General features: G+C 47.9%; 19 protein-coding genes. 3 read left to right on the top strand and 16 right to left on the bottom strand.

All coding sequences use genetic code 11. The features are described 5' to 3' along the window. Positions 1 to 57 precede the first annotated feature (57 nt). The 9 genes from mshL to CWE08_RS02050 form a co-directional block, all read right to left on the bottom strand. Complete coding sequence (gene mshL / locus CWE08_RS02090; protein WP_126765129.1) at positions 58 to 1,719, bottom strand: pilus (MSHA type) biogenesis protein MshL; 1,662 nt, start codon at positions 1,717 to 1,719, stop codon at positions 58 to 60. After that, on the bottom strand, positions 1,716 to 2,114 hold the full coding sequence (locus CWE08_RS02085; protein WP_126765127.1) for a hypothetical protein: 399 nt from the start codon (positions 2,112 to 2,114) through the stop codon (positions 1,716 to 1,718). Before CWE08_RS02085 ends, mshL begins: the two co-directional genes overlap by 4 nt. Further along, positions 2,101 to 2,817, bottom strand: coding sequence for a type II secretion system protein GspM (gene gspM, locus CWE08_RS02080; protein WP_126765125.1), 717 nt, complete (start codon positions 2,815 to 2,817; stop codon positions 2,101 to 2,103). The genes CWE08_RS02085 and gspM overlap by 14 nt, the downstream gene beginning before the upstream one ends. Beyond that, on the bottom strand, positions 2,814 to 3,620 hold the full coding sequence (locus CWE08_RS02075; RefSeq protein WP_126765120.1) for a PilN domain-containing protein: 807 nt from the start codon (positions 3,618 to 3,620) through the stop codon (positions 2,814 to 2,816). Before CWE08_RS02075 ends, gspM begins: the two co-directional genes overlap by 4 nt. Next, complete coding sequence (locus CWE08_RS02070; protein ID WP_126765118.1) at positions 3,617 to 4,525, bottom strand: hypothetical protein; 909 nt, start codon at positions 4,523 to 4,525, stop codon at positions 3,617 to 3,619. Before CWE08_RS02070 ends, CWE08_RS02075 begins: the two co-directional genes overlap by 4 nt. A gap of 314 nt (positions 4,526 to 4,839) precedes the next feature. Then, positions 4,840 to 5,907 carry a dihydroorotase gene (pyrC, locus tag CWE08_RS02065; RefSeq protein WP_126765117.1) on the bottom strand — a complete coding sequence of 356 codons (1,068 nt, stop codon included), beginning with the start codon at positions 5,905 to 5,907 and terminating at the stop codon, positions 4,840 to 4,842. 111 nt (positions 5,908 to 6,018) lie between these two features. Beyond that, entirely contained in the window at positions 6,019 to 8,031 is a 2,013-nt protein-coding gene (locus CWE08_RS02060) for a MacB family efflux pump subunit (RefSeq protein ID WP_241973806.1), read from the bottom strand. Between the two features lie 4 nt (positions 8,032 to 8,035). Next, complete coding sequence (locus CWE08_RS02055) at positions 8,036 to 9,166, bottom strand: efflux RND transporter periplasmic adaptor subunit (protein WP_126765116.1); 1,131 nt, start codon at positions 9,164 to 9,166, stop codon at positions 8,036 to 8,038. 12 nt (positions 9,167 to 9,178) lie between these two features. Further along, positions 9,179 to 9,790, bottom strand: a complete 612-nt coding sequence (locus CWE08_RS02050) for a thymidine kinase (protein ID WP_126765114.1) — start codon at positions 9,788 to 9,790, stop codon at positions 9,179 to 9,181. 239 nt (positions 9,791 to 10,029) lie between these two features. Here CWE08_RS02050 and CWE08_RS02045 point away from each other — a divergent pair, with 239 nt between their 5' ends. Further along, positions 10,030 to 11,331 carry an adenosine deaminase family protein gene (locus CWE08_RS02045; protein ID WP_241973805.1) on the top strand — a complete coding sequence of 434 codons (1,302 nt, stop codon included), beginning with the start codon at positions 10,030 to 10,032 and terminating at the stop codon, positions 11,329 to 11,331. Here CWE08_RS02045 and CWE08_RS02040 read toward each other — a convergent pair. The 6 genes from CWE08_RS02040 to CWE08_RS02015 form a co-directional block, all read right to left on the bottom strand. Then, positions 11,324 to 13,744 carry an EAL domain-containing protein gene (locus CWE08_RS02040; protein WP_126765113.1) on the bottom strand — a complete coding sequence of 807 codons (2,421 nt, stop codon included), beginning with the start codon at positions 13,742 to 13,744 and terminating at the stop codon, positions 11,324 to 11,326. The genes CWE08_RS02045 and CWE08_RS02040 overlap by 8 nt on opposite strands. A 45-nt stretch (positions 13,745 to 13,789) precedes the next feature. Next, positions 13,790 to 14,821, bottom strand: coding sequence for an ABC transporter substrate-binding protein (locus CWE08_RS02035; protein ID WP_126765111.1), 1,032 nt, complete (start codon positions 14,819 to 14,821; stop codon positions 13,790 to 13,792). A 65-nt stretch (positions 14,822 to 14,886) separates the two neighbouring features. Beyond that, positions 14,887 to 15,825, bottom strand: coding sequence for a glycosyltransferase family A protein (locus tag CWE08_RS02030; RefSeq protein WP_126765109.1), 939 nt, complete (start codon positions 15,823 to 15,825; stop codon positions 14,887 to 14,889). Between the two features lie 354 nt (positions 15,826 to 16,179). After that, positions 16,180 to 17,634 carry an NAD-dependent succinate-semialdehyde dehydrogenase gene (locus tag CWE08_RS02025; protein WP_126765107.1) on the bottom strand — a complete coding sequence of 485 codons (1,455 nt, stop codon included), beginning with the start codon at positions 17,632 to 17,634 and terminating at the stop codon, positions 16,180 to 16,182. 209 nt (positions 17,635 to 17,843) lie between these two features. Next, positions 17,844 to 18,407: a single-stranded DNA-binding protein gene (gene ssb / locus CWE08_RS02020; RefSeq protein ID WP_126765105.1), complete on the bottom strand. Its 564-nt coding sequence runs from the start codon at positions 18,405 to 18,407 to the stop codon at positions 17,844 to 17,846. 19 nt (positions 18,408 to 18,426) lie between these two features. Next, complete coding sequence (locus CWE08_RS02015; protein WP_126765103.1) at positions 18,427 to 19,797, bottom strand: MFS transporter; 1,371 nt, start codon at positions 19,795 to 19,797, stop codon at positions 18,427 to 18,429. A 128-nt stretch (positions 19,798 to 19,925) separates the two neighbouring features. Here CWE08_RS02015 and uvrA point away from each other — a divergent pair, with 128 nt between their 5' ends. Both uvrA and CWE08_RS02005 read left to right on the top strand, forming a co-directional pair. Continuing rightward, a complete protein-coding gene (gene uvrA / locus CWE08_RS02010; RefSeq protein WP_126765101.1) occupies positions 19,926 to 22,760 on the top strand; it encodes an excinuclease ABC subunit UvrA in 2,835 nt (944 codons plus the stop codon). Positions 22,761 to 22,763: 3 nt separating this feature from the next. Beyond that, positions 22,764 to 23,705 (top strand): glutaminase, encoded by a 942-nt coding sequence (locus CWE08_RS02005; RefSeq protein WP_126765533.1) that lies wholly within the window; start codon positions 22,764 to 22,766, stop codon positions 23,703 to 23,705. Here CWE08_RS02005 and CWE08_RS02000 read toward each other — a convergent pair. Next, a complete protein-coding gene (locus CWE08_RS02000) occupies positions 23,662 to 24,501 on the bottom strand; it encodes a hypothetical protein (RefSeq protein ID WP_126765099.1) in 840 nt (279 codons plus the stop codon). The two genes, CWE08_RS02005 and CWE08_RS02000, sit on opposite strands and share 44 nt — an antisense overlap. Between the last annotated feature and the right edge of the window lie 46 nt (positions 24,502 to 24,547).

Raw genomic sequence — 24,547 nt, 5'->3', positions numbered from 1 at the left:
CCTTGCTATTCCAGGTTCTACACCAATAGCTTCATCGCTATCGGCAACGCGCATTCGTTACTGGCTTTCATACCAGCGGCGTAATAATTCGCGAGAAGATTCCAGTTCAGTATCCCATGTATCCACACCTACTACAGTAGGGCGAAGCATAATCACTAATTCTTTCTTCACTTCCCGTTGCCGCCGGTTGGTAAACAACTCACCGAGCATAGGAATGTTACCCAAGAATGGCACTTGGCTTAACTCATCGGTGTAGGAAGTTTGCATTAAGCCACCGATAATCACCACTTCGCCATCGCGGGCACGAATAATGGTATCGGATTCCCGAATATTACTGCGAGCGAGCGGCAATACTAAGGTTTCGCTATTCAAACTAATAATTTTTTCTTGCTCTTGGGTTTCCGTAACCGAAGGGCGAATATGTAAGGTAATGGTGCCATCGTCGGATATTTGCGGTGTAACATCCAAAGCTATCCCCGAAAAGAAAGGAGTTAACTGAACGTTTGGCGTTGAAGTGGTAGCCGTACCGGTAACGGTAGTGGTAGACACATCGGTTACAAAGTATTCATCTTCACCAATTTTGATAACCGCTTTTTGATTGTTCGTGGCCGTTACCCTCGGGTTCGAGAGTACTTGCACATTCCCTTGGGTTGAGAGCATCTCGAGCATACCGTTAAACGATTGGCTCTGGAATTGTAAGCCAAATACGCCGCCCAACGAAGTTGCATCAACACTGCCACCGCTAAAGCTGAACTCGGTTGCGCCGCCGCCAATGCCACTGGTGATCTGGCTCCAATCAACGCCCTGCTGATAACCTTCGCTGAGTGACACCTCAACAATACGAGCCTCTAAAATAACTTGCCGTTGTAAACTATTTTCAGCAGCTGCCAGAAAATCACGAGCCGCTCGAATTTCGCTAGGGTAAGCGCGAATAGTAGCCAAGCCTGCTTGCGGAGATACCACCACACGGCGGCCTTCGCCTTCACCCACTACACCTTCAAGAATTTCCCGCAGATCTTTCCAAAAATCGGTTTCCGATTGCGATGATATCGTTGAACCGGTTTGTCCACTTACGCCCATTGAACCACCTGCTGGCAGCCCGCCTTGGGTTGGCACACCGAGATTACCGGCATTGCTGCCACCAAAGTTACCTTGGTTCGAGCCACTTGCACCACCCTGTTGCTCAGCAACGCCACCAGAAGTAATAGATGTTTGTGATTGCCCTTGGCGGCGCAGCGCAAGGTAGTTTAAAGAGATAGTTTCGGTACGCAAACCGGCTGGGAACACGCGGTAAATACGGCCTTCGCGGCGAATATCGAAGCCATAGATATCTTGCACCACATCGAGCGCTTCTTGCAGCGTAACATCACGAAGGTTAACCGTGATAGAGCCTTGTACATCAGGGTGTACTACTAGGCTATAAGGGCTTTCATTGGTAAGCTGAGCAAAGAAATCAGCCGCGTTCACCTGCCGAGCTTGCACGGAAAAACGTGGCTCTTCGAGCAAACGGTTACGCTCTTCGCGGTTGTTAACCGGCTGCCGCAATTCATTCCGCACATCACTCGGTAACTCTGCTAAACGCTGGCTTGAAGAGCCCCGTTGCTCACCGGTACGCAATGCTTGATCCGCTTCATCGGCCAACTGCTCGGGTGGTTTACTAATACACCCCGTGAGTGCGATACATCCGATAAGGATGCTCAGGCTGATTCTTACTTTCATGGATTATCCTTAAAACTACTGCGCGTTAAACCGGAAAATACCGATAAAACGATCTGTTCGTTGTTACGAATCAGTACTACACGATCTGCTTCAATTTGCTGCACATCCCAACCACTCAAGCGATCCCCAATTTGATAAGTATCGCCGTTAATCACCGCGCTGCTGCCCTCAGAGCTATAACGTATGAGCTCTAATTGCAAGTTATCAGAGCGCAAGCGAGCTCGCTCTCCCTCAGGGGCTAATTGCTCGGCACTTACCGCTGGGCGTGTTGGATCTCGTTGCACCGCATCACCGCTGGTGTTTGCGCTCGCAACAAAGTAACTGCAGCTAAAAATGCAAACGGCTGCAATAAGTACGCTAGCCTTTGCCTGTGCCATTGGTTTATTCGCCTGCATTATTGCCCTCCCCTGAGTTCGAGCCCTGCGATGTGCGCATAGTTCGAGCTTGTTGGCTCAATGTGTATAAACGCAACCGCACCATTGCCGTAGGGTAGGCATCAACTTGATAATCAAGCTCTTGCCAATAAAAGCCAAAAGGCAAATCTTGTAAACGTTGCAAGTAATCCCGCACCGCAAAATAACTGCCTTCCAAAACCACCTCAACGTTGTGCTGATAAACCGTGCCTGTTGGGGAATCTTCTAAAAACGGTATAGGCGCGTAGGTATCAAAAGAACGCAAGGTTAATCCGGAATCCGCAGCGCCCTCGGAAGTGTTGCCGATATTCTCGGAATCCATGAGCATTGCCTGTAACCAATCTAGCAATTGCTCCGGTTCAATAAATTCTGCCAAATTATCAAGCTGTTGGTTCAAGCGATCATTGCGGCTTGCCAGTTGCCGTTGGCGATTACTCAATGCTGCATTTGGATCTGCCTGCAATTGGTTTTGCGCCACGGTTACTTGTTGTTCCATGCTGTTAGCTTGCGTGGTGGCTTGCTGCAACTGCCGTTGCATTCCTTCGCGTTCTTCTATGCCGGGTTCAATCAGCAAAATATAGCCAAGCCAGGCTACCAGCAAAATAGAAACCGCAGCTAAAATATATTGCTCGCGCTTTTCCCGATCACTAAACCAAAGTTCTGCGTTAGCTAACCATTCTTTCATTGGTTACCTCCCGTAACGCGTTCCAGTGCTCTGCGAGCTTCTTCCAGTTGTTCTTGTTGCTGCTGTTCCGCTTCTTCCGCAGTTTCTAGCGCGCGCAAACGTTCCGCTCGTATTTCTGCAGCGCGCGCTTCTGCTTCTCTATCCCGTTGTTGCGAGGCTTGCACGCTATTACCTTGCTCATCGAAACTGTTTCCTTCGACCGGCAGAAACTCTGCCATATCGCCAGAGCTACCCTGCAACACAAAACTGAGAAGATCGCGATTGTCGCGCTTGAGTTCAACCATATTGAAACGGCGATCAGATAATGTGGCTGAGGTTTTAAAGCTTTGCATCCATTGCGGTAAAATACTTGCATTCACCGAATGCCCATGCAGATTCAGGCGATTACGATCTTGGTGGATTCGCGTTAACCATACGCCCTCACGGTGCAGAATCGCTAAATCGGTAAGCAATTCGGCATAATCTTGCTGTTTAATTTGCCCGCGACGTTGAAATTCAGCTAGCAAGAATTGGCGCATGGAAACTTCGCTTTCGAGCTGATTCACTTCTGCCTGTAGCGCAGAACTTGGCGTTTTCGCACGTAATTGTTCACTTAGCTGAGCCAATTCTTGCTGCTCATTCGCAAGTTTTTCCTGCTGTGTAGCAACTTGCGTTTGTAAATCCTTGAGCTGCAGTATGAGCATGCCTTTCCAACCTACAAGCACAACACACACAAGCAATGTGGCAAGCAACACTCGCGTGAAACTCAGCCAAGGTTGCTCTGGGATAAGATCGTGTTGGAACAGGTTAATTGAGTGTTTCATGAACCCGCTCCTTTATCGCCTTGCCCCGCAGAAAACACGAACCATAACAGCCCAGAAATCGCGGCTAAATCAGAATAATCACCGGCGGCCAATTCTTTTGCCCAATCCGGGTAGCCCAACATACTCACCTGCATACCCAGCTGCGCGCCAATTACTTCCGCAATAGCGGTAGAATTCTTATGATCGATAGCTAACTCAATATCCGCTAAAGGCGCTTGCCGCAATTGCCCTGTATAAAAATCCTGCGAACGTTGCAGCTCAATCGAGAGGTTTTCAAGTTCCTCGATATCTTCTGGATTGATAGACGCCAAGTTGAATGCTGCCGGTAATCTCCGGCTCACAACCAACTGTTGCTTGGCAATGATGTGCAACTGTGCGCGTTCACCAGCTGATTGAGTAACTAACATGCCGCGCAGCTCTTCATCTAGCCACTGCGTTAGCGCCTTATCTTGGTTCACAATGCCAGCCACTTGCATGCCTTGGCTCGCTAAAAAGGTAACCAAAGGCTGAATTTTCTTGCGGCTGGTGGCCACTACATTGATTTTCTTTGCGCCCGCTACTTGCACCGGGATATCGTAATAATCTAAGAGCAAATCATCGGCGGGAATGGTTACCAAATCTTTCAGTGTCCACTGTAATGTGGGCACGATATCTTGTTCGGGAACATCGGGGCGTTCTACGGCAACTTGCTCTACTAAGCTGGAGCCGAGCACCAGTTGCACAGGCTGCTTTTTGAAATCAAAGCTCTCGTAGCGATTGATAAGCGCCTCAACCGCCACCAGCGGGTTGTGGTCGGTTATGGGCTCTTCATCATTCACCACTAATTGCCATGCCTCACCTGCGTGGCTGATCACAGCGCCACTGGCCTGATCTTGAGCTACCGCTTTGAGAATAGCAATTTGCACTGAAGCCTCACAAACGCCCAGTGCTACTATTAACTTCTTTTTGTTTGTTTTTAAAAACGTAAACAAACGAATCCCTCTGTTAAGTTACTCATCGCTCATTCCTGAACATTTTTTTCGCTGCTCAAGAAGAGCGCGTAGATTCATAACTTACTAACTTTCATAAACTATAAACGGAAACCTAGTGAAATACACATAAAGTTCTTAACTTTAGCTTCACAAGCTTTTACTAACATACGATATTTTATAGCTTTTTTAACAAACTTACTTGGGTTTCTATGTATGACAAATAGAATATAACTATCGATAGCTACAAGCTAAGCCCCAGCCATCACCACCTGCCACTGCAAATCTCGCCCTGCCCAATACGGTACCCAAGTTTCGCCATTGTGGGTAACTGTTGCAGGCGCCTGCCAAATATCCCGTTGCAATTGTATTTTCTTGGTGTTGCGCGGGCGGCCATAAAAATCAGCACCAAAGTGGCTGGCAAAACCCTCTAACTTATCCAGCGCATCAAGCTGCGCAAAGGCTTCTGCATAGAGCTCAATAGCCGTAAACGCTGAAAAACACCCTGCGCACCCGCAGGCCGTTTCTTTTTTGGCTTGCACGTGCGGCGCTGAATCGGTGCCTAAGAAGAATTTTTTATTACCGCTAATGGCGGCCTGCTGCAGAGCTTCTTGGTGAGTGCGGCGCTTCAACACTGGTAAGCAATAGTTGTGCACATGCACGCCACCTACCAATAAATCATTTCGGTTCATTAACAGGTGCTGGGGTGTAAGGGTTGCTGCCACTAATTCATGGGCTTCGGTAACAAATTCAACCGCATCTTTGGTGGTGATATGCTCTAAAATTACTTTCAAGCGGCTATAACGCTGAGTGATCGGCGCAAGATAACGATCGATAAACACTTTTTCCCGATCGAAAATATCGATTTCCGGTTCCGTTACTTCGCCGTGCACCAGCAAGGGCACGCCGAATTCCTGCATAGTTTCGAGCACCGGCCCCATAGCATCAACAGCACGAACGCCGGCACTTGAGTTTGTTGTAGCGCCAGCTGGGTAAAGTTTATAACCAATAATATTCGGGTTTTGTGCAGCCTCGCGAACATCCTGCACGCTGGTATCTTGGGTTAAGTACAAAGCCATAAGTGGCTCGAAATCCATACCTTCGGGCACGTGCGCCAGAATCCTTTGCCGATAGGCTTCAGCTTGGGCAACCGTGGTTACCGGCGGAGCTAGGTTTGGCATCACAATCGCGCGTTTGAATACACGCGCCGTTGCGGGCACTGTCATGGCCAACATATCGCCGTCACGAAAGTGCAGATGCCAATCGTCGGGTTGCGTAATCGTAAGGGTTGATGAGGAAGCAGGCGCAGTATCAGCCATAAAAAACTCCGGGGTAGCAACAAGGATTATTATTTCCTATAGCATACCACCGGAGCTGCATATCACGGAATAAAAGCGCTTATTAATTCAACGTTTTTTGTTTTTTCACTCTTATTCGGAAGCAAGCGCCTGCACAGGATCCAGCTGCGCTGCCTTACGAGCCGGGATATAGCCAAAGATAAGCCCGGTTAAAAACGCACAACCAAAGGCCATAATAACTGGCCCTGCCGCAAACACCACGGAGCTACCAAAGGTTGAAATCACCCAAGTAATACCGAGGCCAAGGCTAACCCCAATTAAACCACCAAGCAGTGCCACGGTAATTGCCTCCACTAAAAACTGCATCTTGATTTGCGCTGCACGAGCACCAACCGCCATGCGAATACCAATTTCACGCGTGCGCTCGGTTACGCTCACAAGCATAATATTCATCACACCAATACCGCCTACCACAAGCGAAATAACGGCAATCACACCGAGTAGCAGTGTCATGGTGTTTTGGGTTTCAGTGGCCGTTTCAATAATTGAGGCCATATTCCGAATTTGGAAATCTTCCACGCCGTGGCGCTCCAGCAGTAATTGATGTACTACATCGTTAGCGGTTTGCATTGTCAACGGATCACTACTTTCCACAGCTACCGTAACGTTACGCAAAAACCGTTGGCCGAATAATCGCAAAGAACCGGTGCTGTAGGGCACAAACACCACATCATCTTGATCTTGGCCCCAAGGCGAAGCACCGCGCTCGCTCATTACGCCGATTACACGGAATAGCACGTTGTTAATGAGCATTACTTCACCGAGAGGATCGCGATCAGGAAAGAGTTGCCGTGCTACAGTTTGCCCAATCACCGCAACGGTAGCATAGAGATCTTCATCTTCTTGGGTGAAAAAGCTGCCGCGTTCTAATTCCCATTGCCGGGCAACTGGAAACATATGGTAGGTTGCATTCACTTGTGCTTCTTTATCGAAGCCGGAACGCCTTAACGTTCGGTTTCCCGTTAATTCGGGCACAGCGGCCAGAATATTAGGGAGCTCGTTGATGGCATCCACATCTTCTGGCACTAAAGTTGCCACGCTCCAACGCCCGCGCGAATTCGGTGCGCCGGGAAATACTGTGAGCAAATTCGAGCCCATAGCGCTGATACGATCCACCACATCTTGGCGCGCGCCCTGGCCTATCGCCAACATGGAAATCACCGCGGCCACGCCGATCACAATACCGAGTAAGGTTAGTGCGGTACGGAAAATATTCTGCCGCAAGGCAGTTAATGCGGTAATAACCGAGCGCCCAGCATCCATGAGCGGGCTGGGCTGACCAGAACCCGGGCCTTTTTCCGGCGCCACATGCGCCCGCACTTCACGATTGCGTTTATCGCTTAAGATATGGCCATCTTTCAGTTCAATTACACGATCCGCATGGGCGGCTACTTCATGATCATGGGTAATGAGAATAACGGTGTGGCCACGCTCGGAAAGATCCTTTAACAGCGCCATCACCTCTTTGCCACTTTGGCTATCAAGAGCACCGGTTGGCTCATCGGCGAGAATAATTTCGCCACCATTCATCAAAGCGCGAGCAATGGAAACGCGCTGTTGTTGGCCGCCGGATAATTCCGAAGGCTTGTGCTGCATGCGATCTTCTAAACCAAGCCGAGTTAATAATTGCTCAGCCCGAGCATGCCGCTGCTCACTGGGCATTGAGGTATACCCTGCTGGCAGCTCTGCATTAGCTAGCGCGGTTGCACCACCTAATAAATTGTATTGCTGAAACACAAAACCAAAGGCACTTCGGCGTAATTTCGCCAGTTGGTCGGTGTCCATATCCGCTACGGCCTGGCCTTGGAAATAGTAATCTCCCGAGGTTGGCTTATCCAAGCAGCCAATGATATTCATCAGCGTTGATTTACCGGAACCGGAGCTACCCACGATGGCCAAGAAATCGCCGGCATCGATATCTAAATCAATACCATGCAGCACTTGCGTATCAATGGGCCCGGTTTTGTAGCTTTTAGTAAGGCCACGAATGCGAATCATCGGCTCTGCGCTTGCTTTTGCGCCCTTGCCCGCTTGGTCTAACGTATGTTCTGCCACTTGTTGCTGAGCCTTTGCCTGCTTCGACATTATCTTAGCCTCGCCCCATACGCCCGGCGCCAGCCGGCATACCCGCAGCTGATGGCATCACAATTTCATCACCTGCACTGAGCCCAGATTTAATTTCAGTGTGCACCCGATCGCTAATACCGAGCTCTACCGACACGGCTTCCACTTGGCCATTTCGCATCACCCGCACTTCGCCTTGATTGCGGCCAGTTGGGCGAATAGCCGAAGCCGGCACCGCCACCACTTGTTCAGCACTTTGCACCACAAAAAACACTTGGGTTGTCATTTGTGGCAGTAACTCACCATCAGGGTTTGGTATTTCGAAGAGCGCGTTATACAGCACCACGTTGTTCTCAACCACCGGCGTTGGTTCAATGAGCTGCAAGTTGCTATACCAGCGTTGGCCACGATTCCCCAATGTGGTGAAATACACATCCATGCCGTTGCGCAAACGGCTGATATCAGCCTCAGAAACCTGAGCTTCTACCAGCATGGTAGAAAGATCGGCAATTGTCATAATCGTAGGTGTGGTTTGCGCCGCATTCAGGGTTTGCCCGCGGCGAGCCGCAATACTTGTTACGGTGCCAGACATCGGCGCAAAAATACGGGTATAGTTTAAGTTCGCTTCATCAGCTCGCAAGCTCGATTCTGTTTGTTCAATTTGCGCTTGCACTGCATCCAAGCGAGCCGCTTCTGCCCGCGCGGTTGCCTCAGCGCTTTGTACTAATTCTTCTGGAGTAGCTCGATCAACAAACAACCGCTCTTGCCGGGCTAAGTTAATTTCTGCGAGGTCTAGCGTGGCTTTTCGCTCACGTAATTGCGCTTGCTGAAAACGAAGTTGTGCGCGTACACCATCTAAACGGGCTTCCAGCACGGTTGCATCAATTTCCGCAAGAATTTCTTCTGCAATAACATTATCACCCACCTCAACATGTAAGGTTTCTAACTGGCCAGAAACTTGCGCCCCTACATCAACGTAATCAAGTGGCTGTAATCGGCCAGTGGCGGTAACCACTACTTCAATATCGCGTAATTCAGCTTTTGTGGTGTTAATGCGTTGCTCGCCATCATCCTTTGGCCAAAAATACCAAGTTGCTGCCGCCGCAATAACAATGATAATCAGGGCCCACAACCAACCACGTCCTGTTTTTTTCATGCTTTCATATCCTCAAATCAAGGGAAACGATTGCTGGTCTATTCCAACTGCCGCTAATGCTTCAACCCAATGTTTACGGCAACACGATACATACTGCTCGTTGCCGCCAATTGCCACTTGTTCGCCTGAATTTAACGCTCTGCCATTTTCATCACAGCGATACACCATGGTGGCTTTGCGGCCACAGAAACAAATGGTTTTAATTTCATTTAGCTTATCCGCTATCGCTAACAAAGTAGCGCTACCGGGAAATGCATTACCAAAAGCATCGGTGCGAATGCCATAGCACATTACGGGCACCTTTAGCTCATCTACAACTCGTGCCAATTGCCACACTTGCTCTGGCGTTAAAAACTGTGCTTCATCAAGTAAAATACAATCAATAGCGTGTGCGCAAAGCAAGGATTCAACACGCTGATACAAATTGGTTTTATTAGTAAAGGTTTCGGCGCTGCGCGCCAGCCCTAAACGCGAGTGAATTTTCCCTTCGCCTTCACGGGTATCCAGTGCGGGCGTGAGCAATACAACTCTTTGCTCTCTTTCTTCGTAGTTATAAGCAACCTGTAAAAGTGAGGTGCTTTTACCAGCATTCATTGCTGAATAAGTAAAATATAAAGATGCCATGCGGTGTCATTCTTCTTGTTAGATGTTGCTTCGTTATTACGTTGCACGCCTCATTAAAAAAAACCATTAGGTAAAGTAAACTTTACTTTAGGTGCATACAGCACGATGCTTTGTGCCATGAGCGAGTAACTGTTCGACATTAATTCAGCGCATTCAAGTGCGCAATGCAAAACCGCGCAAACGCATGAAAAATGCGATACAATACGCGGCTAAATTCACGTGTAAGGGGTATTTAGTTTATGTCACAAAATATGTCGCCGCTGTCGTCTTCCACAGCCAATGCAAAAGGAGCCACAAAAAATCCGGCTCACACCACTTACTCGTTGGATTTCATTCGTGAAATTCCCAAGGCCGATATTCACCTCCACCTCGATGGTAGCCTCCGCCCGGAAGGGCTCATTGAAATGGCCAAACGCAGTAAAATCGAGCTACCATCATACACGGTAGAGGGCCTAAAGGAATTGGTGTTTAAAGATAAATATCAGAACCTTGGCGAATACTTGAACGGCTTCCAATATACTTGCTCGGTGCTTCGTGATTTGGAAAATATGGAGCAATCGGCCTATGAACTGGCCATGGATAACCTAGAAGAGGGCGTGAACTATATTGAAGTTCGTTTTGCCCCCCAGTTACTGATGGACCCTACCGTAGGTATTGGCTTTGATGAAGTAATGCATGCGGTAAATAATGGCTTAGCTAAAGCCAAAGCCGAATACAACAGCCTACCCGATGTAGGCCTTTCGCCGGGTTTAAAGCCACCTTTTGAATACGGCATTATTAACTGCGCCATGCGTTCTTTTGGTAAAAAAGGCTTTTCACCTTATTACACGCAACTATTCTCACTGTTGCGCGATCATGATTCTATGGATGTGATTAAAGCGGCGGCCATGGAATTAATCCGCGCCAGCGTGCGTATGCGTGATGAAGAAGGCTTGCCGATTGTTGGCTTAGATATTGCTGGCCAAGAAAATGGCTACCCAGCCCATAAATTTAAAGAAGTGTATGAATACGCGCACCAAAACTTCTTGTTAAAAACCGTACATGCGGGTGAAGCCTATGGTGCCGAAAGTATTTTTGAAGCACTAACCACCTGCTACGCTGATCGTTTAGGCCATGGTTATTCGCTGTTCTCACCAGAAATGATTGAAGATAGCAAAATTACCGATAAAGAAGGTTACAGCCAATCGTTAGCTTCTTACATTGCCGATCGCCGTATTGCTATCGAGGTATGCTTAACCAGTAACCTACAAACCAACCCAGCTATTGGTGACATTAAAAACCACAATTTCCGGCACATGCTGGATCATCGAATTGCTACGGTTATTTGCACCGACAATCGTTTGGTTTCTAACACCACGGTGAGCAACGAATACAAGCTAGCGCTGGACAATTTCCCAGTGCCTCTGAAGCGTTTAAAAGATATGGTGGCTTACGGGTTTAAGAAGAATTTCTTCCCGGGTACCTATGTTGATAAGCGCGCTTACGCGAAGCACACATTAGAGTATTTCGATGTGGTGGCGCACAAGTACGGCTTTATTTAAGCCACTTGCGGTTCCACTTATCTTGCGGCTGTGGGCGATCAAAGTAGTAACCTTGAATAATAATATGTTGATCTTCGCAATATTCAGCTTGGGCCGAAGTTTCGATACCTTCGGCCACAATTCTTAATTCCAAATTGCGAGCGATCGCCGTGATCATGTTAACCATGCTCACGGCTCTCTGGTTTTTCGGTAGCCCTTGGGTAAAACTTTTATCGATTTTCAATTCGTGAATCGGTAGGCGCTGCAAATATGCCAGTGAGGAGTAGCCGGTACCGAAATCGTCCAGCGCAAATTGCACTCCTAGCTTGCTAATCGTAGACATCTGCTTAATCACATCGTGCATATCATCAATAAATAGGCGCTCCGTTACTTCCAATACTAGGCCTCGCAAATTTGCATTTGCTGCTGCAAACATTGCCTCAAGCTCTGCTTTTAACTGTTTAGAACGGAAATAACGGGGGCTAATATTTACCGAAAGGGTGTAGTTTAGATCCTTTGCTTGCCAGTTGGCTAAGCATGACGCGGCATGTTGGAGCATTTTTCTATCCAATTGAATAATTAAATCAGAGCGCTCAGCTATACTGACAAACTTATCAGGGGGAATCATGCCATCGCTCGGATGCAGCCAGCGCGCCAATGCTTCGGCGCCTATTAAATCGCCTCGCCCATTGAACTGACCCTGCAAGTACATTTCGATTTCATCGTTTTTAACCGCTGCGGTTAAATCTCGCTCTAAACCAAAAAGTTCTTCGGCATGCTCAATATCGCCATCGCTATACAGCGATACACTGCCACCACCGTTCTCTTTGGCTTTGTGCAAGGCCATCTCCGCCTCGCGGAACACCTCTTCTGCTGATTGATGAGCAAATAAACTGGCCACGCCAATGCTCATGGTTAATTGCACTTGCTCGTTTTCAATGTCATAAGGCATCTCAAGCTGTGCCTTTATATCCCATGCAAAATCATTGGCTTGCTCAATTGCATGCTGCCGCTCAAACGGAAAATTGATCAAGCAAGCGAAATCATCGGCGCCTGTGTGAGCCAAATATACGTTATCAGAAATATAGTTCTCTATACGCTGTGCTACCGAGGCGATCACTAAATTGCCGTAATCATACCCGCGAGCATCATTAATCCGCTTCAACCTATCAATATTAATCAGTACTAACCAATATTCCTGCTTTCCTGAGGATGATTTCAACGTTTGCGAGATATATTCGATCAAAGAGAGGCGATTCGGAAGCCCACTCAACGGGTTGTCGTAAGCTAAATGGTGCAAACGAGCCTGTGTTTTTTTGTGCTCGGTAATATCTTGTTTGATGCCCAAGTAATGCGTTATTTCTCCCTTTGAGTTCCGAATGGGTGAAATGGTTTGCAGCTCTGAAAACTCGCTGCCATCTTTACGCCGGTTGCGGAATTCCCCTGCCCACGCCTCGCCGGCGTGGAGCCTAGCCCACATGGTTTTATAGGTTTCCTCCGAGGTTTTCCCCGAACCGAGTATCTCTGGGGGCTGGCCAATTAATTCGTCTTCAGTGAAGCCCGTACTCTCAACTAAGGCGCGATTCACATATTCAATTTTAGGTTCCAAATTGGTAATAATCACGCCTTCATTACTTTGTTCCAGCGCGTTAGAGAGCAAATTAATTTTGCGCAAATTCTTAAACCGATCACGCAGCATGCGTTCAGTACTTCGGGCTAAAAAGGCAAGCTCATCATTGCCTTGAATGGGCACATCGGTGATCTCTTCGCCCTTTTGTAAGCGCTGCATAATGCTTGTGAGTGTTTGCACAGGACGGCTTATTTTGCGGTGTAAAAATAGAGCGAATATTGAAAATAGAATGATTAGAAACAGCGTAGCACCGAAAATAAAGGCCTTACGCTCAAATAATGCTGATAACCAATGCACCTGATGCTCGTATTCAAATACAACAATCTGGCGATTGGGTGAGCCGAATTCCTGCCCCGCAGAAATCACCGGCACGAATACGATGTAAGCATCTGCTTTTTCTTGTTTGTGAAATGAAACCGAATTTGCGGTGATCGATTGCTGCAAATGTTCTAAATTGATTTGCGGAATCAAGATGCCTACAGGGTTGCCGATTACCGAACGTTGAATTGGATTAGCCAAGTTCGCAATTGTACCATCCGGGTCAACTTTTGCTACGTTGCGCACCCTACGGTTTGTGCTTAGCTCCATGAGAATCTCTCGGGTGGCTGAATCTAGCTCATAACGTAGCGAGCGATTCAAGGAACCTTGGGCTAAATTCGCCATCGTTATGATTTCCCGTTCAGCGTACTCGTAACTTTGCCGAACTTGTTCATTCACAACTGCGATTACCGCGGCGATAAGAAACACCACAGCTACTGCACCAGTGGCGATTAAGAGTTGGGTACGAATGCTATACAACCGCACTGTAAAGCTCCTGGCTAAAGGCTCTAAACATCAGAGGTTCTCCTCTCATAACTCATAGCACGAAGGCAGGTGAGCCGGGGTTGAAATCAAGCCTGAACTCAATAAATGCCCGTTTAATCGCGCTAAAATGGCATCTAATTCTGTAGCTTGTATCTCGCGGTTTTCTTGATAATCAGGAAAATGCAGGCCCGACAACGCGTTGCTGAGCTCTTCACTATTCAACGCTAGGGTTTCTTGCATAAATGTGGCATCCGCCGATGATGGTGCAGAGAGTTTTACACGGCCTTTTTCCCACAGTTCCGAGGCCACCCAATCAAGCATTTTCGCATGCTCTTGCCAAACATCACGGCGTACTACAAACAAATCTAATATTTCATGAGGGATTTGGCTGCTATCAAATAATACAGTTGCACCCTGTGATTTCAGCTGCGTTATGAAGGGTTCATAAGTGATGAGCATATCGACATCACCGGAAAGTACACTTTGTAAATGTTGGCTCGGAAGCACCAATTCCGGCTGCAAATCATTTTCATTTAACCCTAAGAATTGAATTGCCCGTTGTAATAAAAAAGCGCCCAAAGCGGTTTCTTCATAGCCCACTCGCAAAGGCCGTTGGCTTAACTCTGCGTGAGGCGCCAAGAGAACCGCATCGGCCCCCTGGGAGAAGCTAAGTATTCTAGCTACACACAAATCCATTTGATTATTACTTTGCAGGCGAATGGCCTCATCCAGCGTTACCAATGCGCCATCAAGCTGACCATTGGCAAACAAACGCGAAACTAAGGTGGTATCGGCGAGCATGTTTACCTTTATGGGCCGCTCGCCATAATATTCATTGCTAAATGGGCACTGCACACAGTTTTGTGTATGTGCAAGATAGAGGGGATGATAACCCAGCCACTGGTTACCAGCGATATTGACGGGTTCACGCATGGGGGTGCAAGCCGTAAGTAAACTCGCAGCCGCCAGTGCTAATACCAAGAAAGAGAGGCGCACACGAAAGCGTGAGAGCACAGCGCGAGCTTGCGCTACTTTGTTTCCCATTAACAGCAGAAATTGAACAACGGCTCTAACCACAAATCACTTCCCAAAGCGCTGATGCACTGGGCTCTTGGATATTTCAGAACCCTACTTTTGGAATATTAGCGCTTTTTAATGATTTGCTCAATTTTATGTAACACACGAAGCACAGGGAACGCATTGATTTGGCTGTAACGAAAAGGCTTTTTCGCTGCACGAGTTGTTTTTAGATAATGCTCGGCTACCGGCAGTTGCTGCTTCACATTTCGTTCTTTCAGCCGCTTTAACGCCGCTCCGTGCAAAGGTAAAAAGGCGTTGGGTGATTCACCACCGCGCTCTTGGGCTAGTTCCACCCAACGCGTTTTTCGTTTTCCACGATAAACAGGCACCTCGGGAAGATACATTGCAATTGGGTGAAGCATGAAGCCCATATCGCCAAACAGCCTTTCTGCTTGCCGCGCATTACTTACCTCACTACCTTGGAATTGCCAACTAGCTTGCCGCAACCGCGGTATATGAGCGATAAAACAATCTGAATAGGAAATGCCTCGTGGGGTTTTGTTTTCGCGTTTTTTCCGAAAATATACTGGAAGTTTACCGCTCAGGTAAGTGATGGCTTGATCGCGGCGTTTGCGTGCACCCTTCAAAAACAGCGGATGCAAAAAAGCGGCTTGCGGGTACTCATTAAAAAACGCCGGAATGTAATCGGTATCGGCCTCATCGATATCGCGCACAACTTGCATATCATCTTGCAAAAACAATGCATACTCGGTGCTGCGCTCGGTGGCTATTTCGAGCGCTAATTGCATATTGTTGTATAAACCACCATGGCGCTTGGTAAACGATTTCTCCGGCGCCAGCAAAACTTGCACGCCCTCTGCTTTTAATTCAGAGAGCACGGCTTGCGTTTCTTTATCATCGCTTCGATCATCAACTACAGTGATATTTACCCTAGGCCAATGGGTTTGCACAGAACGAATACAATTACGCAAGAATTGGCCACGATTAAACGAAAAAACAAACACGTCCATGGTTGCGCTTTGCTTAGTTACTGCATTCATTTAATGATATCTCACTCATTCATTGTTTCCATACATATCGCCGCGGCCGTTATAAATATTGCCACAGCCATTCCGACAATAAGCCTTTAACGGCAGCGCCACGCAAGCTGCGCTAAAACCGTTAATGGGCGTTTGGTATCGCTAATAAGCCCTAAATAATGATGAGTGTGAAGCCAAGCAAGCCCCTTCCACAAGTACATTTACGAAAAATTTCGAAGATTTAACAAAATCTCAACTTTAAACTACAGATCGCAGATTTTAACCTCAATATAGGCGCATTTAGCTACAAATTAATAACGTTTCAACGGCCACCAGAGCACGGTAGCTCTGATGGCTTTGGGCATAAGTTTGTGCCTAGCTATCGATACACAGGTATTTCAGTTCTGTGTACTCATCAATACCTTGGTGGCCGCCTTCGCGCCCAAGGCCTGATGCTTTTACGCCGCCAAACGGTGCGGTGGCATTAGAAATTAGCCCGGTGTTCACACCCACAATGCCCGCTTCGATGCCTTCGGCTACACGCCGCACTCGGCCGAGATCTTGAGCGTAAAAGTAAGCCGCTAGGCCAAACTCAGTGGCGTTAGCATACTCAACAGCCTGCGCTTCATCATCGAAAGGGATAACGGGCGCTACGGGCCCAAAGGTTTCTTCCCGAGTGAACAGCATATCCTGGCTGCCATCGGCAATAACCGTTGGTTCGAACCAAGTACCGCCTAGCTCATGGCGTGAGCCGCCACACACTACTCGAGCACCTAGCTCTAGTGCATCGGCAATATGGGCTTCCACTTTCTCTACCGCCGCCTCTGAAATTAATGGCCCAATCAGCACATTATCAGTAAAACCATCACCTACTTTCAGCGCTTGCACTTTGGCACTGAGCTTTTCCACAAATTCAGCATACACTGGCTTTTGCACATAAATGCGATTCGCACAAACACAGGTTTGGCCGGCATTGCGGAACTTGCTATCAATCAACCCCTGCACCGCAGCATCAATATCAGCATCATCAAAGACAATAAAAGGAGCATTACCACCAAGCTCTAGCGATAAGCGCTTCACCGTGGGTGCACATTGTTCCATTAACATAGAGCCCACTGCTGTGGAACCTGTGAAACTTAATTTACGTACGAGCTCGTTTTCGGTAAATACTTTGCCAATCGCTTTCGATGAGCCGGTAATTACACTGAACACGCCGGTTGGAACACCGGCCTCAGCCGCTAATGCAGCGAGCGCTAGTGCGGTAAGCGGTGTTTCGCTCGCTGGTTTAACCACAATAGTGCAGCCCACCGCCAATGCCGGCGCTACTTTACGAGTGATCATAGCTGCTGGGAAGTTCCAAGGCGTAACGGCCACACAAACACCCACCGGTTCGCGAGTAACAACAATACGTTGCGATTCTTGTGCGCCCGGGATTGTTTCGCCATACACCCGCCGGGCTTCTTCTGCAAACCATTCAATATAGCTCGCCGCATAGGCAATTTCGCCTTTAGCTTCGGCAAGCGGCTTACCTTGCTCGAGGGTCATGATCTCCCCTAAAGCTTGCTGATTGGCCATTACTAACTCATGCCATTTTTTAAGAACTTTTGCGCGTTCCTCTGCAGTTTTTTTCCGCCACGCAGGAAACGCGTGGTTAGCCGCCTGAATTGCTCGTTTGGCCTCTGCCTCACCACATTCCGGCACTTCGGCAATTTCCTTGCCATCGGCGGGATTCAATACAGCGATAGTTTTTTGGCTATCACTGGCAAGCCACTCACCGGCAATGTAGCAACGCTCAAAAATAAGGGCGCGAGCTTCTTTACTAATTGGCATAGGTTACTCCTAATCATGGTTTTGCTACGTTATGCTGAGTTATGTTGAGTTATGCATAGGCAAAAATGAGTACAAACTACAGTAGTTAACTAACAAAAAGCATAACAAGATCTCGAACAAAGCGCCAAAAAGCAAAAAGCGGATACACCTTTAGGATGTATCCGCCTTTGTTTGTTCACGCCTGTTTTACACTTATAGTTTTATATGATTCAGAAGGGAATATCATCATCGAAATCATTATCAAGTGGTGCTGGCTGCGCTGGCCGCTGCGGGCTTTGTGAGCCTTGATTCTGATTTTGGAAACCTTGGTTTTGGCCTCCGCCTTGGCCGGAACCTTGCCCACCATAACTTTGGCCGCCTTGGCCAGAACCTTGGTTCGGGCTTTGGTTATAGTTTTGCGATTGGCCACCAAAATCGCCACCACCGCCAGCTCCGCGGCTATCAAGCATTTGCATTTCATTACACACAATTTCAGTGGTGTATTTATCTTGGCCATCTTGGCCCTGCCACTTGCGTGTTTGCAAACGGCCTTCAATGTATACCTTGGAACCTTTTTTCAAATATTCACCGGCGATTTCAGCTAAACGGCGATAGCACACAATGCGGTGCCACTCGGTAATTTCCTTTTGCTCGCCAGTTTGTTTATCTTTCCATGATTCACTGGTAGCCACGCTAAAATTAGCAATAGCGGTGCTGTTTTGGGTGTAACGAACTTCCGGATCTTGGCCCAGATTACCCAAAATAATAACTTTATTAACCCCACGACTGGCCATAAATTTCTCCTGTTATCTTTTACTGAAAACGCGCCACGATTCCATTAATCGCAGTGGCATCATATTCATCTTTCTTAATTTTCAAATAGGTTGCGCCTTCATCAGGTATAACGATGGCTTCCTCAATTCCCGAAACGTCGGTGAGCGCTTGGGTTAGCTCTCGGGCCTCTTTAGGCGAAAGTGTTCGGGTAACAAAATTGAGGCGCGTAGTAGCAGACACCTGCAGCAAACCAATACTAAACAGCAACCAACATACTAGCAGGGCAACGCAAAAAAGCATAACGCCAAAAGCCCCGAAACTTTGAAATAAAAACCCGCCAGCAACACCACCAGCAAAGGCACCAAAAAACTGAAATGTAGTGTACAAACCACTGGCACTGCCTTTGCTACCCGCCGGCGCGTGCTGGGTAAGGAGCGCTGGGAAGCTAGCTTCTAAATAATTAAAACCAATAAAAAACAACCAAACTGAAAAAATTAAGCCCCATAATTGGCCTTGGAAAACCGCAATAGCTGACAAAGAAAGCGCCAACATCACTACGGCGAGGCGCATACCCAATACTTGTTTTTGCTTGCGCAACAAAACTAACATCATGGGAATCATCACTAGGAATGATAGCAGTAGCGTGGGTAAATAAAGCCAGCTGTGGTGTTCCGCCGCTAACCCAGCTTCAACCAATTGCAACGGTAAGGTGACGAACCATGCGGTTAACACTAAATGCAGCACAAATATGCCCGCGTTCAAGCGTTGCAACTGCATGTTTTTAAGCAGCCGGCCGAGTTCCTTTGGCACGGGGAGCACATCGCGGCTCGGCACCTGTTGATAGGTTTCTGGCATACCGCGCCACATCAGCAAGATACCACCCACCGCTAGGGCAGCTGTAAGCCAAAACAAACCGGACATGCCAATTACACCACCTAACAATGGCGCGATAATAAGTGCGAGCACAAATGATAAGCCAATACCCATGCCGATTACGGCCATTACTTTTGGCCGCTGCTCTTCTCGAGCGGAATCGGCGGCAAGTGCCAAAACAGCGCCAGCTATGGCGCCAGCACCTTGTAACACGCGGCCGAAAATAACACCTTGCATGGTATCGGCAAGTGCCGCCACCACACTACCGAGGGCAAAAATAGCTAGGCCACTTAAAATAACCGGGCGGCGGCCTATACGATCGGAAAGCCAGCCCATTGGGATTTGTAAGAACGCTTGCGTTAAACCGTAGGCACCAATCGCTATCCCTACTAAAAAAGGGCTGTAATCGGGGTAGCTTTGGCCGTAAATAGCCAATACGGGCATGATCAAAAATAGCCCTAGCATGCGTAAACCAAAAATTGAGGCTAACGTTGCTGCAGCTTTTTTCTCTGTGCGGTTTAATCGGTTTTGCTTCATTACCGGCGGTTTGTCCACTTCATAAAATCTGGCCAAGTCTAACAGAATAAGATGTAACACGTCAGTTAGAAATCATGGCGATTTGTGCGATAATGCACGATTACACTTTGCTCGCAAGAAAGGATGTTATGGATAAAATAGAAGTTCGCGGTGCTCGCACCCATAATCTGAAAAACATCAACCTGGAAATTCCGCGAGATAAGCTGGTGGTGATCACCGGGCTTTCCGGTTCGGGAAAATCATCACTCGCGTTTGATACCTTGTATGCGGAAGGCCAGCGCCGATATGTGGAATCGCTTTCTGCCTATGCGCGCCAATTTTTGAGCCTCATGGAAAAGCCCGACGTTGATTCCATTGAAGGTTTATCGCCTGCTATTTCCATTGAGCAAAAATCAACATCGCATAACCCCCGTTCTACCGTGGGTACGATCACCGAAATTTACGATTACTTACGCCTTATGTTCGCCCGTATTGGTGAACCTCGGTGCCCAGACCATAATGTAGCTTTAGCCGCACAAACGGTTTCGCAGATGGTGGACCAAGTGCTCGCCTTGCCTGAAGGGAGCAAAATTATGCTGCTCGCGCCGGTGGTGCAAGGGCGCAAAGGTGAACACCAAAAAACCTTAGAAAATTTGGCAACGCAAGGTTATTTGCGAGCTCGGGTAGATGGCAATGTGTGTGATCTTAGCGATCCACCCAGCTTGGAACTGCACAAAAAACACAACATTGAAGTTGTTGTGGATCGCTTAAAAGTGCGCCCAGGTTTAGAGCAGCGCTTGGCTGAATCTTTTGAAACGGCCTTAGAAATGTCCGGCGGCACCGCACTAATCGTGCCAATGGATGACAACGATAAAACGCCACCCATTATTTTTTCAGCTAACTTTGCTTGCCCCCACTGTGGTTATAGCATGCAAGAGCTGGAACCGCGTTTGTTCTCTTTTAACAACCCCGCAGGTGCTTGTGGCTCTTGCGATGGTTTGGGTGTTGAGCAATATTTTGATGCCGATAAGCTTGTGGGTAACCCAGAGCTCAGCCTAACCGGTGGCGCAATTCGTGGCTGGGATAAGCGCAATTTTTACTATTATCAAATGCTGCGTTCATTGGCGAAGCAATTCGAATTTGATTTGAATGCGCCTTTTCAGGATTTACCTCAGGATATTCGCGATTTAGTGTTGAATGGCTCTGGCAGCACCGATGTGAAGTTCAATTATGTGAACGATCGCGGTGATACTGTGGTGCGCAAACACCCTTTCGAAGGAATTATTCCAAATCTGCAACGCCGCTACCGAGAAACCGATTCGGCGGCCGTGCGCGATGATTTATCTAAATACCTTACCACCAAGCCTTGCCGCAGCTGCCATGGCACCCGTTTGCGCCAAGAAGCACGCAATGTGTTTGTGAACGATACAACCTTGCCTGAAATTGTGGAGCTGGCGATTGGTGATGCGTTGCAGTTTTTCACTGATATCAAGCTCAGTGGCCAACGCGAAAAAATTGCTGAAAAGATACTCAAAGAAATTAACGACCGTTTGCGCTTCTTGGTGAATGTTGGCTTAAATTACCTGAACTTATCGCGTAGTGCGGAAACGCTATCAGGTGGTGAGGCTCAGCGAATAAGGCTCGCGAGCCAAATTGGTGCCGGCTTGGTAGGTGTAATGTACGTGCTTGATGAGCCCTCGATTGGTTTGCATCAGCGCGATAATGAGCGCTTACTTACCACCTTGTGCCACTTACGTGATTTGGGTAATTCTGTGCTGGTTGTTGAGCATGATGAAGATGCGATTCGAGCGGCCGATTATGTAATTGATATTGGCCCAGGAGCCGGTGTGCATGGTGGCGAAATTGTAGCCCAGGGAACCTACGATGATATCGTTGCAAGTGAGGGCTCACTTACTGGTGATTACCTATCTGGCCGGAAGTGTATTGAAATCCCAAGTAAACGCAATAAGCCCGGCAAAGAATGGTTAGAACTTAAAGGGGCGCGTGGTAACAACCTTAAAAATGTGAACTTTAAACTACCAATCGGCTTAATGACCTGTGTAACCGGTGTATCGGGTTCGGGGAAATCAACCTTAGTAAACGATACGCTTTTTCCGCTTGCTCACCGCGAATTGAATGGCGCTACCACTGGGGCGATTGCTCCACACGATAGTATGCACGGGTTAGAGTTACTCGATAAAGTGGTGGATATTGATCAAAGCCCGATTGGCCGCACGCCGCGTTCTAACCCAGCCACTTACACTGGCATCTTTACACCGATTCGTGAACTTTTCGCTGGGGTACCAGAGGCTCGTTCACGTGGCTACAAACTCGGCCGCTTTAGCTTTAACGTTAAAGGTGGGCGCTGTGAAGCATGCCAAGGCGATGGCATGATAAAGGTAGAAATGCACTTTCTGCCCGATGTGTATGTGCCCTGCGATGTGTGTAAGGGTAAGCGTTACAACCGAGAAACCTTAGAGATTCAATACAAGGGCAAAACTATTGATGAAGTGCTCGAACTCACGGTAGAAGATGCTCGGGAATTCTTTGATGCCATTCCAGCGATAGCGCGGAAGTTGCAAACCTTGATGGATGTGGGGCTCTCGTACATTCGTTTAGGCCAAGCGGCTACTACGTTATCAGGTGGCGAGGCGCAGCGAGTAAAGCTAGCTCGGGAATTGAGTAAACGCGATACAGGGAAAACCTTATATATTCTCGATGAACCCACTACTGGTTTGCACTTTCACGATATTCAGCAATTGCTCACTGTGCTGCACAGGCTGCGTGATCACGGCAATACCATTGTGATTATCGAACATAATTTGGATGTGATAAAAACAGCAGATTGGATAGTAGATTTAGGCCCTGAAGGCGGCAGTGGTGGTGGCGAAATTCTGGTTACCGGCACTCCGGAGGATATTTGTAAATCAAAGGTTTCACACACGGCGCGCTTTTTAAAGCCGTTATTAGTGAAACCGGAGTAAATGATGGAAGGCACTCCGCAGCAACCGAAAAATTGCACGAGTTTACTTGAAGAGCTGGTGGCCGAAGCACGCAAGGCACCACCTGGTGGGCAAGTTGCTGATTATATTCCAGCTCTTGCCCATGTAAACGCGGATGCTGTGGGGATTGCTGTGGTAGAGCTCGATGGCACTGTGCATACCGCGGGTGATGCAAACGAAGCGTTCTCAATTCAGAGTATTTCCAAAATTTTTGGTTTGGCCATGGCCATGAACCGAATGGATGATGCACTGTGGGAGCGAGTTCGTATGGAGCCTTCAGGGCAAGCATTTAACTCGATTGTGCAGCTGGAATGGGAACATGGTATTCCCCGAAACCCCTTTATCAATGCCGGCGCTTTGGTGGTTGCTGATGTGCTAACGAGCCGTTACTCCTCGAGTAAAACAGCATTTGTTCAGTATGTTCGGCAACTTGCCAACAACGAAAGTATTCATGCGGATCACGATGTTTGGGAATCGGAAAAAGAACATGGTAACCGCAACGCGGCTTTAGCTTACTTGATGAAGAGCTTCGGCAATATTGAATCGGGCGTGCCTGAAGTACTCGACCATTACTTTTTCCAATGTTCCATAGCCATGAATTGTGTTGATCTGGCGCGCAGCCTTGGTTTCCTAGCCAATAAAGGGATACAGCCTGGCACCGAGCAACGAATTTGTGATGCGCGTTCGGCACACCGCATTAATGCATTGCTCTCAACGAGTGGGATGTATGATCAATCAGGGGAATTTGCCTTCACCGTTGGCTTACCTGCAAAAAGTGGTGTGGGCGGGGGAATTGTTGCTGTGGTGCCCGATTACGGCGTAATTTGTGCTTGGAGCCCACCGCTAAATCGTTACGGCAACCCGGCACGTGCCGTTGAAATGATTACTCAATTTGCGTTGCGCTTGGGGCTATCGGTCTATCATTAAGATTATCGGTTGCGAGTATCAGTGCATATCGCTCTAACCATTCTTGCAGTTCTGGTTCGGCGAGCAGTTCTTGCAATAATGTCATCAAGGCTTGCGGCGAAATAGCGCTGCTTTCACTAAAGATTATTTGTGTGGTGTAGGTGCCATCGGGTTCCGGCGCCGCATAAATATTATTGAGTAACTCCGGCTGCTCCACCTGCAACCAGTTCATGTATTCATCGGTAAACACAGCGAATTGTAATCTTTTATTACGCAGCATAGTGAGCAGAGTTTGCTGTGAATCAGCACGATACATCATGAAATCACGTTCTGACGTATCGATATCGATTTGGTATTGCGTGAAGCTATAGTGATAGCCAACCACCCCACCTACTCTATCCAAGGCTTTCGGTTGCCAGTACGCGTTCTGTGTTGAGTACAACCGATCTGAGCCGTGCATTATGGGTACTGAAGCAACATAATTCATGTCTTGCTGCCAACCCCAAACTTCTGATTCAAAGAAAATTACATCGCAGCAGCCTTCAGCACTAATCGCTTCATAACGCTCTTGGGGCCGAACCTCTCGAATAATAAATTGGTATTCCTCTTGGCGCTGGTTGAGAACCGCAATTAGCTCGCCGAGGAAGTGTTTCGGCATACGTGATGAGTAATAAGGAGGGAACTCATAGGCCGCAACGAAAACCGGCTGCGGTTTTGCTGGGCTTTGTTCAAAGTCTAGTTCTTGCTCAGCGAGGGCATAACTCGCGGCAAGTACGAAGGCAAAACTGAAAATCCACACGCATCGCTTCATTTGCATCTTTGCTTTCCTAAATGGGCTGCGAAAGTGTTACCTGAAGGCCTCA

Origin of the sequence: Aliidiomarina iranensis (assembly GCF_003987135.1) — a bacterium.
In the GTDB taxonomy this organism is placed as follows: Bacteria; Pseudomonadota; Gammaproteobacteria; order Enterobacterales; family Alteromonadaceae; genus Aliidiomarina; species Aliidiomarina iranensis.
The sequence above is the reverse complement of the archived record's forward strand: the minus strand, read 5'-3'. Positions and strand labels throughout refer to the sequence as shown.

Bases quoted from the DNA above. Each gene is read 5' to 3' on its own strand.
- mshL (WP_126765129.1), bottom strand. From the start codon at position 1,719: ATGAAAGTAAGAATCAGCCTGAGCATCCTTATCGGATGTATCGCACTC.
- CWE08_RS02085 (WP_126765127.1), bottom strand. From the start codon at position 2,114: ATGCAGGCGAATAAACCAATGGCACAGGCAAAGGCTAGCGTACTTATT.
- gspM (WP_126765125.1), bottom strand. From the start codon at position 2,817: ATGAAAGAATGGTTAGCTAACGCAGAACTTTGGTTTAGTGATCGGGAA.
- CWE08_RS02075 (WP_126765120.1), bottom strand. From the start codon at position 3,620: ATGAAACACTCAATTAACCTGTTCCAACACGATCTTATCCCAGAGCAA.
- pyrC (WP_126765117.1), bottom strand. From the start codon at position 5,907: ATGGCTGATACTGCGCCTGCTTCCTCATCAACCCTTACGATTACGCAA.
- CWE08_RS02060 (WP_241973806.1), bottom strand. From the start codon at position 8,031: ATGTCGAAGCAGGCAAAGGCTCAGCAACAAGTGGCAGAACATACGTTA.
- CWE08_RS02055 (WP_126765116.1), bottom strand. From the start codon at position 9,166: ATGAAAAAAACAGGACGTGGTTGGTTGTGGGCCCTGATTATCATTGTT.
- CWE08_RS02050 (WP_126765114.1), bottom strand. From the start codon at position 9,790: ATGGCATCTTTATATTTTACTTATTCAGCAATGAATGCTGGTAAAAGC.
- CWE08_RS02045 (WP_241973805.1), top strand. From the start codon at position 10,030: ATGTCACAAAATATGTCGCCGCTGTCGTCTTCCACAGCCAATGCAAAA.
- CWE08_RS02030 (WP_126765109.1), bottom strand. From the start codon at position 15,825: ATGAATGCAGTAACTAAGCAAAGCGCAACCATGGACGTGTTTGTTTTT.
- CWE08_RS02025 (WP_126765107.1), bottom strand. From the start codon at position 17,634: ATGCCAATTAGTAAAGAAGCTCGCGCCCTTATTTTTGAGCGTTGCTAC.
- ssb (WP_126765105.1), bottom strand. From the start codon at position 18,407: ATGGCCAGTCGTGGGGTTAATAAAGTTATTATTTTGGGTAATCTGGGC.
- CWE08_RS02015 (WP_126765103.1), bottom strand. From the start codon at position 19,797: ATGAAGCAAAACCGATTAAACCGCACAGAGAAAAAAGCTGCAGCAACG.
- uvrA (WP_126765101.1), top strand. From the start codon at position 19,926: ATGGATAAAATAGAAGTTCGCGGTGCTCGCACCCATAATCTGAAAAAC.
- CWE08_RS02005 (WP_126765533.1), top strand. From the start codon at position 22,764: ATGGAAGGCACTCCGCAGCAACCGAAAAATTGCACGAGTTTACTTGAA.
- CWE08_RS02000 (WP_126765099.1), bottom strand. From the start codon at position 24,501: ATGCAAATGAAGCGATGCGTGTGGATTTTCAGTTTTGCCTTCGTACTT.